Source organism: Curtobacterium sp. YC1, assembly GCF_016267665.1.
Classification (GTDB): domain Bacteria; phylum Actinomycetota; class Actinomycetes; order Actinomycetales; family Microbacteriaceae; genus Curtobacterium.
In genome coordinates this window covers 1,746,318-1,761,099 of record NZ_CP066341.1, presented here as the reverse complement: position 1 = coordinate 1,761,099, position 14,782 = coordinate 1,746,318, and the positions used below count along the sequence as shown (strand labels likewise).

The following is a 14,782-nucleotide window of genomic DNA, read 5'->3' as shown; positions in this document are numbered from 1 at the left end:
GGGCGATAGGCGGCGCGAACGCCGAGCCGGGGCGCGCCGAGCGGCCACGACATGCCGCGCGCGACGCGCCGACGTCGCACGTTGTGTCGGCTGGATCGGCGTGAGACGACGGTTCGTGACACCTCGGCGAACACGAGCGGGGTGTCGCGACCACCCGCCGATCCCGCGACCCCGCCATCACGCGACCACAGACGGACGGGAGGCCCGGTGCCAGCTGGCACCGGGCCTCCCGTCAGGCAGGTCGCGTGTCTAGTACGTCGACGCGATGAGGTTCTCGGGCACGTCGCGCGCGGCGTCCTGGTCCACGAAGAAGACCGTGCGCTTGCGGCCCTGCACCCCGCCCACCGGGACGTCGTCGACCGACGCACCGGCGAGGGCCAGGCCCAGGACGGACGCCTTCTCGGCACCGGACAGGATGACCCAGACCCGCTGCGACGCGTTGATGACGGGGAAGGTCACCGTCAGGCGCTGCGGCGGCGGCTTGGGGGAGTCGTCGACCGACACGACGGCGCGGTCGGTGACGGTGAGCTGCGGGAACTCCGGGAAGAGCGATGCCGTGTGGCCGTCGGGCCCGACACCCAGCAGCGTGATGTCGAAGCGGGGCGCGACCGCACCCTCGGGCGCGGCCTGCTGGAGCTCCTGCTCGTACTGCGTGGCGGCGGTCTCGATGTCGATCCCGGCGTCGGAGGCGGGCATCGGGTGGATGTTCGCGGCCGGGATGTCGACGTGGTCGAAGAAGTCGGTCTGCGTGCCGGTGGTGTTCCGGTCCGCGTCACCCGCGGGCACCCAGCGCTCGTCGACCCACCAGACGTGCACCTTCGACCAGTCGACGCTCTCGTGCGCCGGCGACTGGGCGATCGCGGCGAGCACGAGCGACGAAACGGAGCCGCCGCTGATGGCGATGTCGGCGCGCTCCTGCTCGTCGAGGACGTCGATGATCTTCGTGATGAAGCGTGCGGCGACCGACGCGCCGAGGGCCTGCTTGTCCGGGTGCACGAGCACCCGCCGTTCGTTGGTCACGTGACTCCCGTGTTCGTGGCGGCCGACCGGTCATCCGACCAGCTCCGGTCCGGTCGGGCCGCCTGCACCAGACAGGCGGCCCGACCGTGTGGGGTGGGGCTCAGCCGGCGATGGTCTCGCGCAGCTGGGCCACCCCGTGCTTGACGACGTCTCCGAAGAGGACGTCCGGGTCGAGTCTACGGAGTTCCTCGGCCAGGCAGTCGCGCAGGTTGCGGCGTGGCAGCGACAGGTCGTGCGTCGGCTGCCCGGGCATCGAGAGCGTCGCGACGTCCACCAGGGACCGCTCGAGCTCGATGGTGCCGGACTCGCGGGTCAGCGTGACGCCGTGGATGCCGCTCGACCCCGTCGCGCGGGGCGACGTGACGACCGACACCGTTACCTCGAGCTGCAGCTGCAGCCAGGCGGCGAGCAGGAACGTCGACGGGCTGTCGGACGCGCCCGAGACCTCGACCGCGGTGATCGGCTCGTACGGCGGCTGGTCGAGCGCCGCGGCGAGCTGGTTCCGCCAGAGCGTCAACCGGGTCCACGCGAAGTCGGTGTCACCCGGCACGTACGACGCCCCGAGGGCCTCGATCGCCGTGGCGGGGTCCTTCTGCGCTGCGGCGTCGGTGATCCGGCGCTGGGCGATCCGGCCGAGGGCCGAGGCCGCCGGCTGCGCCGGAGCGTTCTGCGGCCACCAGGCGACGACGGGCGCGTCCGGCAGCAGGAGGCCCGTGACCAGGCTCTCCTCGTCGGTCGCGGTCTCCCCGTAGGCGCGCAGCACGATGACCTCGCTGGCGCCCGCGTCGCTACCCACGCGGATCTGCGCGTCGAGACGACCGGGCGACTTCGTGTCCCCGTCGTTCTTCGACACGATGATGACGCGCATCGGGTGCTCGCGGGACGCCTCGTTCGCGGCCTCGATCGCCTCTTCCTCATGGCCCAGGGCCGTCGAGATGATGAGGGTCAGCACACGGCCGAGGGCGACTGCGCCGCCCTCTTCGCGGATGTGGACGAGCTTCTTCTGGATCTTGGACACCGTGGTGTCCGGCATGTCGATCTTCACGGACGCCTCCAGGTCCGACCGTCACGGGCGAGCAGGGCGTCGGCGGATGCCGGGCCCCACGTGCCGGGACGGTACTGCTCGGGCTGGCCCTGCGTGGCCCAGAACTCCTCGATGGGGTCGAGGATCTTCCACGAGAGCTCGACCTCCTGGTGCCGCGGGAACAGCGGCGGGTCACCGAGGAGCACGTCGAGGATGAGTCGCTCGTACGCCTCGGGGGATGCCTCGGTGAACGCGTGGCCGTAGCCGAAGTCCATCGTCACGTCGCGCACCTGGGTGCCGACGCCGGGGACCTTCGAACCGAAGCGGAGCGTGACGCCCTCGTCCGGCTGCACGCGGATCACGAGTGCGTTCTGACCGAGCGGCGACTGCGTGTTGCCGTAGACGTCCTCGGGGACGCGCTTGAACACGATCGCGATCTCGGTCACACGACGGCCGAGGCGCTTGCCGGCGCGCAGGTAGAACGGCACGCCCTGCCAGCGTCGCGTGGCGATGTCGAGCTTGATCGCCGCGTACGTCTCGGTGCCGGACTCCGGGTCCATGCCGGCCTCGTCGAGGAAGCCGAGCACCTTCTCGCCGCCCTGCCAGCCGCCGGCGTACTGCCCGCGGGCGGTCGCCGTCGACAGGTCCTCGGGCAGGCGCACGGCGGAGAGCACCTTCTCCTTCTCGGCGCGCAGGTCGGCGGCCTTGAACGAGACGGGTTCCTCCATCGCGGTGAGCGCGAGGAGCTGCAGCAGGTGGTTCTGGATGACGTCGCGCGCCGCACCGATGCCGTCGTAGTAGGCGGCACGTCCGGCGACGCCGATGTCCTCGGCCATCGTGATCTGCACGTGGTCGACGTAGTTCGAGTTCCAGATGGGTTCGTACATCTGGTTCGCGAACCGGAGCGTCAGCAGGTTCTGGACGGTCTCCTTGCCGAGGTAGTGGTCGATGCGGAACACGTCGTCGGGCGCGAACACGCTCTCGACGATCGCGTTGAGCTCGCGGGCGGTGCGGAGGTCGGAGCCGAACGGCTTCTCGACGACCACGCGGCTCCAGGAGCCCTCGCGCTTCTCGGTCAGGCCGGACAGCTTGAGCTGCTCGGTGACGACCGGGAACATCTTGGGCGGGATCGACAGGTAGAACGCGTGGTTCCCGAGCGTGCCGCGTTCGGCGTCGAGGTCGTCGACCGTGCGCTTCAGCTCACGGAAGGCCTCGGGGTCGTCGAACGAGCCCTGCACGAAGCGGATGCCCTGTTCGAGCTGACGCCAGACGTCCTCGTCGAACGGGGTCCGGGAGTGCTCCTTGACGGCGTCGTGCACGAGCTGCGAGAAGTCTTGGTCCTCCCAGTCGCGACGGGCGAAACCGACGAGCGCGAACCCCGGGGGCAGCAGCCCCCGGTTGGCCAGGTCGTAGACCGCGGGCATCAGCTTCTTGCGGGACAGGTCTCCTGTCACGCCGAAGATGATGAGCGTGCTCGGTCCCGCGATCCGGTTCAGTCGGCGATCCGTCGGCAACCGGAGCGGGTTGTGCTCCGGGGTGATTGCCACCGGTGACATGAGTCGGTGAACTCCTTACGGGTCAGTGGGAGACGGCGGACGTGATCGCCGCTGTGGCGGCACCGACGTCCGACGTCGTGAGGGTGAGGACCGGCCGGCCGTGCTCGGCGAGGACACTCGCGTCGCCGGCGGCCTGGGCCCGGAGCAGCTGCCCGAACGTGAACGGTCGACCCGGGATGGCCAGGTCCTCCGCTTCGTCGGCCACGATCTGGAGGAACACTCCCGTGGCGGGGCCGCCCTTGTGGTACTGGCCGGTCGAGTGGAGGAAGCGCGGGCCGTACCCGAAGGTGACGGGGCGCGCCGTGCGCGCCGCGATCGCGTCGCGCAGCGACTCGAGGTCGCCGTGCGCGGTGCGGTCGACGTACGCCTGCACCGACACGTAGCCGGTGGGGTCGAGTGCGGACAGGAGGCCCGACACGGCTTCTGCGAGCGTCGTCCCGACCGCGAGTCCGGGCGTCGCACGGACGGCGACGCCGTCCTCGGTGAACGCCGGCTCCGCCGGCTCGGGGCGGTCGTCGAGCAGCGCGCGGGTCGCGACCTTGGCGGCCTCGACGTCCGGCTGGTCGAACGGGTTGATGCCGAGCAGTCGGCCGGCGATCGCGACCGCGTACTCCCAGACCAGGATCTGGCCACCGAGCGTGCCGGTGATCTCGACCTCGCCCTCGGCGACGTGGCGCTCGTCCTCGCGCGAGCCGACCAGGCGGATGACCTGGACGTCCGGCAGGCCGGCGGTGACCTCGGGGGAGTCGGGGTGCAGCACGACGGGCAGCAGTCCGCGGCCGTCCTTGCCGGTCGACTCGGCGATCAGCTGCTCGACCCAGTCGCCGAACCCGACGATGTGGGTGCCGTCGGGCACGATGGCGATCTTGTCGCGCAGGGGCGCGGTGCCGGCGAGGACCGCGCCGAGCACGAGCCCGGGGTTCTCGTCGAGGTCGACGGAGAGCAGCGCCGAGATGGCGTCGGCTTCGTCGAGGAGCGCCGCGATGTCCGCTCCGGCGAGGCCGGACGGCACGAGACCGAACGCCGTGAGTGCCGAGTAGCGGCCGCCGACGGTGGGGTCGGCGGTGAAGACGCGGTAGCCGGCGTCGACCGCGGTGGCCTCGAGCGCGGAACCCGGGTCGGTGACGACCACGATGCGACGGGCCGGATCGATGCCGGCGTCGCGGAACGCCTGCTCGTAGACGCGACGCTGCGAGTCGGTCTCGAGCGTGGAGCCGGACTTCGACGACACCACGAGCACGGTGCGCTCGAGGTCGGTCGAGACGGCGGCACGCACCTGGGCGGGATCCGTCGAGTCGAGGACCGTCAGGGGCACGCCGGCGGTGCGGGTGATGACCTCGGGCGCCAGGGACGAGCCGCCCATGCCGGCGAGGACGACGTGGTCGACCCCGTCGGCACGCAGCGACTCGCGCAGCGCGGTCACCTCGGCGACGAGCGGGCGGGAGACCGAGACGGCCTCCACCCAGCCGAGGCGCTTCGACGCTTCGGCCTCGGCGTCGGATCCCCACAGGTCGGCGTCCTGGGCGGTGATGCCCGAGGCCACCAGGTCAGCGACGAGCCGCGGGACCACCTGGTCGATGGCCCGCGCGGCGTCGCCGCTGGCTGCGATGGAAACCGTCACTACTTGGCGCCCTCGAGCGCGGTCTTCACGGTGTCGACGAGCTCGCCCCAGGAGACGTTGAACTTGTCCACGCCCTCCTTCTCGAGCAGCGCCACGACCTCGTCGTAGTCCACGCCCTGCGCGGCGATCTGGTCGAGGACCTGCTGCGCGTCGTTGAACGAGCCCGCGATCGCGTCGCCGTGGATCTCGCCGTGGTCGAAGGTCGCGTCGAGCGTCTTGCCCGGCATGGTGTTGACGGTGTTCGGCGCCGCGAGCTCGGTCACGTAGAGCGTGTCGGGCAGCGACGGGTCCTTCACACCGGTGGAGGCCCACAGCGGGCGCTGCGTGTTCGCACCGGACTCGAGCAGGCCGAGGGCGCGCTCGGAGGCGAACGCCTCGGTCCAGACCTGGTAGGCGAGCTGCGCGTTGGCGATGCCGGCCTTCGACTTGAGGGCCGTGGCCTCGTCGGTACCGACGGCGTCGAGGCGCTTGTCGATCTCGGAGTCGACGCGCGACACGAAGAACGAGGCGACCGAGTGGATCTTCGACAGGTCGTGGCCGGCGGCCTTGGCCTTCTCGAGCCCACCGAGGTAGGCGTCGATGACGGCGCGGTAGCGCTCGAGCGAGAAGATGAGGGTGACGTTGACGGAGATGCCGGCACCGATGACCTCGGTGATGGCTTCGAGGCCCTCGAGCGTCGCCGGGATCTTGATGAGGACGTTCTCGCGACCGACCTTCTCGAACAGGAACTTCGCCTGCTCGATGGTCTTGGCGGTCTCGTGCGCCAGGCCCGGCTCGACCTCGATCGACACGCGGCCGTCGAAGCCCTTGGTCTCGTCGTAGATGGGCTTGAACACGTCAGACGCGTTCGCGACGTCCTGCGTGGTGATCTCGAAGATCGCCGAGGTGACGTCGGTGCCGGCGGCCGCCAGCTCCTTGACCTGCGAGTCGTAGCGCTCGCCCTTGGCCAGGGCCGAGGCGAAGATGGTGGGGTTCGTCGTCACACCGACGACGTTCTTCTGCTCGATGAGCTCGGTGAGCTTGCCGGTCTCGAGGAGCTCACGGGAGAGGTCGTCGAGCCAGATGCTCACGCCGACCGCGGAGAGGGCGGCGGTGGGGGTGGTGTCAGCCATGTGTTTCTCTTCTTCTTTCGTCGACCGGCCCGGACGGGCCGTGGTGTCGGGGTCTTGGGGACGGGAGGCCCGGGGCGGGACCGCGCCGGGCCTCCCGGACGAAGGGCCGGATCCGGTGAACCGGACCCGGCCCTCGAGGGATCAGGAAGCCGCGATCGATTCCTTCGCGGCGGCCACGACGTGCTCCGTCGTGAAGCCGAACTCCTTGAAGAGCGTCTGGTAGTCGGCCGAGGCACCGAAGTGCTCGATCGAGACGCTGCGGCCCTTGTCGCCGACGATGTCGCGCCAGCTCATGGCGATGCCGGCCTCGACCGAGACGCGTGCGGTGACGGCCTTCGGCAGGACCTGCTCGCGGTAGGACTCGGGCTGCTCGAAGAACCACTCGAGCGACGGGGCGCTCACGACGCGGGCGTTGACGCCCTCGCCCTTGAGCTGCTCGCGCGCCTCGACGGCGATCTGGACCTCGGAACCGGTCGCGATGAGGATCACGTCCGGGGTGCCGTTCGGCGCCTCGGCCAGGACGTACGCGCCCTTGCCGACGTTCTTCGCCGAAGCGAAGACCTCGCCCGAGGCGTCGCCGTCACCACGCTCGAACACGGGCAGGTTCTGGCGGCTCAGCGCGATGCCGGCCGGGCGGTCGGTGTGCTTGAGCATCTCGAACCAGGCGTACGCGACCTCGTTGGCGTCGGCGGGGCGGACCACGTCGAGACCGGGGATCGCGCGGAGCGACGAGATCTGCTCGATCGGCTGGTGCGTCGGGCCGTCCTCGCCGAGCGCGACCGAGTCGTGCGTCCAGACGTAGATCGCCGGCGCCTGCATGAGCGCGGCGAGACGGACGGCCGGGCGCATGTAGTCGCTGAAGATGAGGAACGTGCCACCGAAGGGGCGGGTGTTCCCGTGCAGGACGATGCCCGACAGGATCGAGCCCATCGCGTGCTCACGGATGCCGAAGTGCAGCACGCGGCCGTACGGGTCGGTGCTCCAGGTCTTCGTCGAGGCCTCGGCCGGACCGAAGGACTTGGCGTCCTCGATCGTGGTGAGGTTCGACTCGGCGAGGTCCGCCGAACCGCCCCAGAACTCGGGCATGAGCGGCGCGATGGCGTTGATGACCTTGCCGGAGGCGGCGCGGGTCGACACAGCCTTGTCGGTCGGGAAGACGGGGAGCGCCTCCTCGAGGCCCTCGGGGAGCTCGCCCGCGTTGATGCGGTCGAGCATCGCCTTCTTCTCCGGGTTGGCCGAGGCCCACGCGTCGAAGCTCTTCTGCCACTCGGCGTGCTGCTCCTGGCCCTTGGCGATCGCGCCGCGGGTGTACTCGAGCACCTCGGGGTCGACGTCGAAGGTCTTCTCGGGGTCGAAGCCGAGGACCTCCTTGAGGCCCTTCAGCTCGTCGGCGCCGAGCGCGGAGCCGTGGATCTTGCCGGAGTTCTGCTTGGTCGGCGACGGCCAGCCGATGATCGTCTTGAGGACGATGAGCGACGGCTTGTCGGAGACGGCCTTGGCGGCCTCGACGGCGGCGAAGAGCGCCTCGGCGTCCTCGGAGTACTCGCCGGTCTGCTTCCAGTCGACGGTCTGGACGTGCCAGCCGAGCGCCTCGTAGCGGTCCGGGACGCTCTCCGAGAAGGAGATGTCGGTGTCGTCCTCGATCGAGATCTGGTTCGAGTCGTAGAAGACGACCAGGCGACCGAGCTGCTGGCGGCCGGCGAGGCTGGCGGCCTCGTTCGTGACGCCCTCCTGCATGTCGCCGTCACCGGCGATCACGTAGGTGTAGTGGTCGAACGGCGACTCGCCGTCGGCGGTCTCCGGGTCGAACAGACCACGCTCGAAGCGCTGCGCGTAGCCGAAGCCCACGGCGGAGGCGAGGCCCTGGCCGAGCGGGCCGGTGGTGATCTCGACGCCGTCGGTGTGGCCGTACTCCGGGTGACCCGGGGTCTTCGAGCCCCACTTGCGCAGGTGCTGCAGGTCCTCGAGCTCGAGACCGTAGCCGTGCAGGTAGAACTGCACGTACTGGAGGATCGAGGCGTGACCGGCGGAGAGGATGAAGCGGTCGCGGCCGATCCAGGTGGAGTCGCTCGGGTCGCGCCGCATCACCTTCTGGAAGAGCAGGTGTGCGAGCGGAGCGAGGCTCATCGCGGTGCCGGGGTGACCGTTGCCGGCGGCCTCGACCGAGTCGGCGGCGAGAACGCGGGCCGTGTCGACGGCCTTCCGGTCGATGGCGTCCCAGGTGAATTCAGCCACTTGGATGTTGACCCTTCTTGATGCGACATGTGCGAGGGCTCGTGCCATCGCACGGACATGTGGCCATCCCGGGACCGAGTCGTGTCGCCGTCGAGCGGCGGCCGACCGGCTCATCGCGGCCGACGTCATCGGGGCGCGCACTGCGGGAGGGCCTCTCCAGCATAGTGACCCGGCACTCAGAAGGGGTTCAGGTGACCCCCGATGTGCGCGTCGGGACCGGGCTGGGACAGCGGCTCGGGCGTGTCGGCGTCGTCCGGATCCGGTCCGGACGGCGAAGCGGGGCACCATCGCGGCGCTTCCATCCCGTAAACTGGTCGGGACCCGTGGTCATTCCGGGTCAGCGCATGCCCGGACGCCGCCGCAGTCGTCCACCGAGTGTGCGAGCTGATGCGAACAGACTGAGGTTCCCTTGCCGACTGCCACCGTGACCCGGCCCGACACCGACCGACCCCGGTCGCGGCTGTCCCGCAAGGTCCGTGCGTACGTCTCGTTGACGAAGCCGCGCGTGATGGAGCTGCTGCTCGTCACCACGGCGCCGACGATGTTCCTCGCCGAGCGCGGCGTGCCCGACCTGTGGCTGGTCTTCTGGACGATGCTCGGCGGTGCGATGTCGGCGGGGTCGGCGTCGGCCTTCAACTGCTACATCGACCGCGACATCGACCGGCTCATGAAGCGCACGAGCACGCGCCCGCTCGTCACGGGGGAGCTGTCCGACCGCGAGGCCCTGGTGTTCTCGTGGGTGCTCGGCATCCTGTCCACCGCGGTGCTCGGGTTCCTGGTGAACTGGCTCGCCGCCGCGCTGAGCGTCGTCGCGATCCTGATCTACGTGTTCGTCTACACGCTGTGGCTCAAGCGCCGCACGCCGCAGAACATCGTCTGGGGCGGCTCGGCCGGCTGCATGCCGGTGCTCATCGGCTGGGCGGGCGTGACCGGTTCGCTGACCTGGACCCCGATCATCCTGTTCATGGTGATCTTCCTGTGGACGCCGCCGCACTACTGGCCGCTGTCGATGAAGTACCGCGACGACTACGACGCCGCCGACGTGCCGATGCTCGCGGTCGTGCGCGGCCGCACCGTCGTCGGCCTGCAGGTCGTGCTGTACGCCTGGGCGACCCTGGTCTGCTCGCTGCTGCTCATCCCGGTGGCGGACATGGGCCCGCTCTACACCGTGGTCGCGCTGGCCGGCGGCATCTGGTTCGTCGTCGAGTCGCACCGGCTGTACTCGCGGGCGATCCAGCACGTCGAGCACGTGCAGCCGATGCGCGTCTTCCACAGCTCGATCACGTACCTGACGCTGCTGTTCATCGCGGTGGGCATCGACCCGCTGCTGCCGCAGGTCTTCACCTTCTAGGGGCGCGGGCGCGGGCAGGCGCTCGACGCCGGCGTCGTGCTGAGACGCCGGCACCGTGCTGACACGCCGGCGTCGTCCCGATGCGCCGCCCTGCCGCCGAGACGCCGCCGTTGCCGGCGGCGTCTCGCACGTTCGGCGGCGTCCCGCCGTGACGCCGGCGTCCACCGCCGCACACCCGACGGTGCCGTGCCGTGACGCCGGCGTCCCCCGTCGCACTCCAGGCACCCACCACCGTGACGCCGGCGTCTCGCGCTGTGCACGCGTCGGCCTGGAGGCGCGGTGCGGGCCCGCCACGGGCCTCCAGGCCGGCGCCGCGACCGTCGGCCGCGGGGCGGACGCAGTGCGACGACGCCGATGTCGTGCGACGACGACAGTGTCGTCCGAGCGCGGCACCGGACCCGCGCACACGGGACCGCGACAGAACCGATGTCGTGCGACGACGACACTGTCGTCCCGCGTCGGCACCCACCGCCCGGCGCGGTCCGGACGCACGACACCCCACGAGACGATCGACTCGTGGGGTGTCGGAGAACCGGTGTCGAGCGCGCGACGCGCCCGGGCGTCAGGCGGTAACGGGCTCCCGGATGGCCGCGCGGCCGGCCGAACCACGCGTCGAGAGCGCCACGACCGTGACGGCGCCGACGAGCAGCCCGGCGAGCACCATGTGCGTGCCGACGAGCCCGACGGGCAGCCCGGTCCGCGCCTGGGTCAGGCCGACCGCGATCTGCAGGAACTCGACGACGAGCAGCAGCAGCGGCCACCTGCTCGGGCGACCGAGCCGCACGGCACCGACCACGAGCACGAGGGTCAGTGCGAAGAGGGCGTAGGCGGGCCAGGCGTGCAGGTGCTCCATCACCGCGGGGTCGAACCCGGTGCGGTGCAGTCGACCACCGTCGACGGCGGCGTCCGCACCGGCGTGCGGTCCGCTGCCGGTGGTGAGGATGCCGACGAGGACGGTGACGACGACGGCGGCGATCGTGCCGCGCAGGACGCCGGTGTACCAACCGGGCACCAGGCGCTCGTCGGTGCGCGGACCGTTCGAGGTGCGGTAGACCAGGGCGGCGGTGACCGAGGTGAGCGCCGCCGAGACGACGAAGTGCAGACCGACCACGAACGGGTTGAGGTTCGTCCAGACGCTCATGCCGCCGATGACGGCCTGCACCGGGATCGCGACGCCCTGGGCGAACGCCAGCCAGAAGAGTTCGGGACGCGTCCGGAGCATCCGCACCACCGAAAGGAACATCGCGACGGCCACGATCACGAGCACGAACGTCAGCAGCCGGTTGCCGAACTCGATGACCCCGTGGACACCCATCTCGGGCGTCGAGACCAGCGAGTCGGCCGTGCACTTGGGCCAGGTCGGGCACCCGAGGCCCGATGCGGTGAGGCGCACGAGGCCGCCGGTGCCGATGAGCACGACCTCGACGACGAACGACGCCCAGGCCAGCGCGACCACCCGGCGGTCGACGACGCGGGGGAGCGACCACCACCGTCCGGTCCGGACGTCCTGCTCGACGGGGGATCCGACGCGTGTCACGAGGGTGGTGCCTTCCTGTTGTTCCGTGCAGTGAACCTGTAGGATTCGAGGGTTCAGCAGCAGTCAAGTCTAGGCAGGCGCCGGCTCCGAATGGGCCGTGATCGCCGATCACTCCACGGACTGCGTGGAACCATTGTCGTTGCGAGGGAGCAGCACCGTGTCCGCCTGTCGGCGGTCTGCGGTGGAATGGCGTCCAGACGCCACGGGTTCACACCTGAGAACGCTGTCCGCGAGAAGGAAACGAGGAGACCATGTCCGACGTGCTCATCGACCGTCCAGAGCTCGAAGGGCTCGGCCAATACGAGTTCGGCTGGTCCGACTCCGACTCGGCCGGGGCCTCCGCCCGTCGTGGGATCTCGGAAGAGGTCGTCACCGACATCTCCGCCCTCAAGGACGAGCCCGAGTGGATGCGGAAGAACCGCCTCAAGGGGCTGCAGCTCTTCGGTCGCAAGCCGATGCCGACGTGGGGTGCCGACCTGACGGGCATCGACTTCGACAACATCAAGTACTTCGTGCGCTCCACCGAGAAGCAGGCGCAGTCGTGGGAGGACCTCCCCGAGGACATCCGCGAGACGTACGAGAAGCTCGGCATCCCGGAGGCCGAGCGCCAGCGCCTGGTCGCCGGCGTCGCCGCCCAGTACGAGTCCGAGGTCGTCTACCACCAGATCCGCGAGGACCTGGAGGAGCAGGGCGTCATCTTCATGGACACCGACACGGCGCTGCGCGAGCACCCGGAGCTGTTCGAGGAGTACTTCGGCACCGTGATCCCGGCCGGCGACAACAAGTTCGCCGCGCTGAACACGGCCGTCTGGTCCGGTGGGTCCTTCGTCTACGTGCCGAAGGGCGTGCACGTCGAGATCCCGCTGCAGGCCTACTTCCGGATCAACACCGAGAACATGGGCCAGTTCGAGCGGACGCTGATCATCGCGGACGAAGACTCGTACGTCCACTACATCGAGGGCTGCACCGCCCCGATCTACAAGTCGGACTCGCTGCACTCGGCCGTCGTCGAGATCATCGTGAAGAAGAACGCCCGCGTGCGCTACACGACGATCCAGAACTGGTCGAACAACGTCTACAACCTGGTGACCAAGCGTGCGATCGCGCACGAGGGCGCCACGATGGAGTGGATCGACGGCAACATCGGCTCCAAGGTGACGATGAAGTACCCGTCGATCTACCTCGCCGGTGAGCACGCCAAGGGCGAGACCCTGTCCGTCGCCTTCGCCGGCCCCGGCCAGCACCAGGACGCCGGCGCGAAGATGGTCCACATGGCGCCGTACACGACGTCGTCGATCGTCTCGAAGTCGATCGCACGCGGTGGCGGTCGTGCGGGCTACCGCGGTGAGGTCCGGGTCGACCCGGCCGCGCACCACGCTGCCAACACCGTGCGCTGCGACGCGCTGCTCGTCGACACGATCAGCCGCAGCGACACCTACCCGGCGATCGACATCCGCGTCGACGACGTCCAGCTCGGGCACGAGGCAACCGTCTCCCGCGTCAGCGAGGAGCAGCTGTTCTACCTGATGTCCCGCGGGATGGCGGAGGACGAGGCGATGGCGATGATCGTCCGCGGGTTCATCGAGCCGATCGCCCGTGAGCTCCCGATGGAGTACGCACTCGAACTCAACAAGCTCATCGAGATGAGCATGGAAGGATCCGTCGGCTAGATGTCCAGCACCACCCCTCCCCACATCGACCAGCCGATCGAGCCCGCTGCCTCCGCACAGGGTGGCACCCAGCACGGCGCCGGAGCCCACTCCGACGGCGGCTGGGACGCCCCTGACTCCAAGGTCCCGGTCCAGACCCGCTCCGAGCGGTTCCAGTCCGGCGACGTCGACGCGTTCCCGACGGTCACCGGCCGAGAGGTCAACTGGAAGTTCGCGCCCCTGACGAAGCTCCAGCCGCTGCTGGACGGCGGGCTCGACGGATCCGCCTACCCGTACCTCGCGCGTCAGTCCGAGGGCGCCGACGTCGAGTGGGGTCGCAGCGACGACCCGCGCGTCGGCACGGCTGGCCTGCCCGAGGACCGCGCTGCGGCCGCGGCCTGGACCTCCCGCGACGCGGTGCTCGCCGTGACGATCACCGCGACCGAGGCGAACGAGTTCATCACGCTGACCCGTTCGGACTTCGGTCCCCAGCCCCGTGCGGCGCACACGGTCATCACGGCCGAGGCGCACGCGCAGGGCATCGTCGTGCTCGACAACCGCGGCAGTGCGCTGCTGAGCGAGAACGTCGAGATCGTCGTCCACGAGGGCGCGCGCCTCACGGTCGTCAGCCTGCAGGACTGGGACGACGACGCCGTGCACGTCTCCACGCACTTCGCCGAGGTCGGCCGTGACGCCTTCCTCAAGCACGTCGTTGTCTCGCTCGGCGGCGACGTCGTCCGGGTGAACCCCTCGACGCACCTGGGTGCGCAGGGCGCCGACACCGAGATGTACGGCGTGTACTTCGCCGACGCCGGTCAGTACATCGAGCAGCAGGTGTACGTGAACCACGACGCACCGAACACCCGCGGCCGCGTCAACTACAAGGGCGCGCTGCAGGGCGAGGGCGCGCACACGGTGTGGATCGGCGACGTGCTGATCGGCCGGGCGGGCGACGGCACCGACTCGTACGAGCAGAACCGCAACCTCGTGCTGACCGACGGCACCCGTGCCGACAGCATCCCGAACCTCGAGATCGAGACGGGCAACATCGAGGGCGCCGGGCACGCGAGTGCGACCGGACGCTTCGACGACGAGCAGCTGTTCTACCTGCAGGCCCGTGGCATCCCGGAAGAAGAGGCCCGCCGTCTGGTCGTGCTCGGCTTCCTGGTCGAGATCATCCAGAAGATCGGTGCACCGGAGCTCGAGGAACGCCTCATCGCGGCCGTCGAGCAGGAACTCGCCGAGGGTCGTACGGCCGTCGCAGCACCGGCCACGGCCGCTCCGACGGGGGCCGACGCCTGATGGCCGAGAAGGTCTGCGCCGAAGCCGACATCGCGGTGGACAGCCCGATGCGGGTGGTCGTCGGCGGTACCGCCGTCGCGATCGTCAAGGACTCGGCGGGCACCGTGCACGCCATCGGCGACACGTGCACCCACGGCGACATCTCGCTCGCCGAGGGCTTCGTCGAGGGTGACGCGCTCGAGTGCTGGGCCCACGGGTCCCGCTTCTCGCTGACCACCGGCAAGCCGCAGAACTTCCCGGCCTACGAGCCCGTCCCGGTGTTCCGGGTCGAGGTCCGTGACGGCGACGTCTACGTCGACGTGCAGGACGTCGTCCCGGTCGACTGACCGGACGGCGGCCGGCATCGGTCGTCCCCACACTTCCCGCGGCTGACGC

The 14,782-nt window shown here is 70.1% G+C and carries 11 protein-coding genes; 4 read left to right on the top strand and 7 right to left on the bottom strand.

Features of this window, described 5'->3' with window-relative positions; translation table 11 throughout:
* Window positions 1-249: 249 nt before the first annotated feature.
* The 6 genes from pgl to tkt all read right to left on the bottom strand — a co-directional run bounded on the left by pgl (window position 250) and on the right by tkt (window position 8,568).
* A complete protein-coding gene (gene pgl, locus I8920_RS08330) occupies window positions 250-1,020 on the bottom strand; it encodes a 6-phosphogluconolactonase (RefSeq protein WP_198655934.1) in 771 nt (256 codons plus the stop codon).
* A 100-nt stretch (window positions 1,021-1,120) separates the two neighbouring features.
* Window positions 1,121-2,065 carry a glucose-6-phosphate dehydrogenase assembly protein OpcA gene (locus I8920_RS08325; RefSeq protein WP_198655933.1) on the bottom strand — a complete coding sequence of 315 codons (945 nt, stop codon included), beginning with the start codon at window positions 2,063-2,065 and terminating at the stop codon, window positions 1,121-1,123.
* The gene (gene zwf / locus I8920_RS08320) at window positions 2,062-3,600 is read right to left on the bottom strand and encodes a glucose-6-phosphate dehydrogenase (protein ID WP_198655932.1); all 1,539 of its coding nucleotides are present in this window, start codon (window positions 3,598-3,600) and stop codon (window positions 2,062-2,064) included. Before zwf ends, I8920_RS08325 begins: the two co-directional genes overlap by 4 nt.
* 22 nt (window positions 3,601-3,622) lie before the next feature.
* Window positions 3,623-5,221 (bottom strand): glucose-6-phosphate isomerase, encoded by a 1,599-nt coding sequence (locus tag I8920_RS08315; protein WP_198655931.1) that lies wholly within the window; start codon window positions 5,219-5,221, stop codon window positions 3,623-3,625.
* Window positions 5,221-6,333 (bottom strand): transaldolase, encoded by a 1,113-nt coding sequence (tal, locus tag I8920_RS08310; RefSeq protein ID WP_198655930.1) that lies wholly within the window; start codon window positions 6,331-6,333, stop codon window positions 5,221-5,223. Before tal ends, I8920_RS08315 begins: the two co-directional genes overlap by 1 nt.
* A gap of 141 nt (window positions 6,334-6,474) precedes the next feature.
* Window positions 6,475-8,568 carry a transketolase gene (gene tkt / locus I8920_RS08305; RefSeq protein WP_198655929.1) on the bottom strand — a complete coding sequence of 698 codons (2,094 nt, stop codon included), beginning with the start codon at window positions 8,566-8,568 and terminating at the stop codon, window positions 6,475-6,477.
* Window positions 8,569-8,992: 424 nt separating this feature from the next.
* On the opposite strand from tkt, the gene I8920_RS08300 reads away from it, so the two are divergent.
* Window positions 8,993-9,919, top strand: coding sequence for a heme o synthase (locus I8920_RS08300; protein WP_198658681.1), 927 nt, complete (start codon window positions 8,993-8,995; stop codon window positions 9,917-9,919).
* 562 nt (window positions 9,920-10,481) lie between these two features.
* Here I8920_RS08300 and I8920_RS08295 read toward each other — a convergent pair.
* Complete coding sequence (locus I8920_RS08295; protein WP_198655928.1) at window positions 10,482-11,456, bottom strand: COX15/CtaA family protein; 975 nt, start codon at window positions 11,454-11,456, stop codon at window positions 10,482-10,484.
* Between the two features lie 251 nt (window positions 11,457-11,707).
* On the opposite strand from I8920_RS08295, the gene sufB reads away from it, so the two are divergent.
* The 3 genes from sufB to I8920_RS08280 are packed head-to-tail and all read left to right on the top strand — an operon-like array spanning window position 11,708 to window position 14,733.
* Window positions 11,708-13,126, top strand: coding sequence for a Fe-S cluster assembly protein SufB (gene sufB / locus I8920_RS08290; RefSeq protein ID WP_198655927.1), 1,419 nt, complete (start codon window positions 11,708-11,710; stop codon window positions 13,124-13,126).
* Complete coding sequence (gene sufD / locus I8920_RS08285) at window positions 13,127-14,407, top strand: Fe-S cluster assembly protein SufD (protein WP_232832697.1); 1,281 nt, start codon at window positions 13,127-13,129, stop codon at window positions 14,405-14,407.
* Window positions 14,407-14,733 (top strand): non-heme iron oxygenase ferredoxin subunit, encoded by a 327-nt coding sequence (locus tag I8920_RS08280; RefSeq protein ID WP_372454437.1) that lies wholly within the window; start codon window positions 14,407-14,409, stop codon window positions 14,731-14,733. The genes sufD and I8920_RS08280 overlap by 1 nt, the downstream gene beginning before the upstream one ends.
* Window positions 14,734-14,782: the final 49 nt, after the last annotated feature.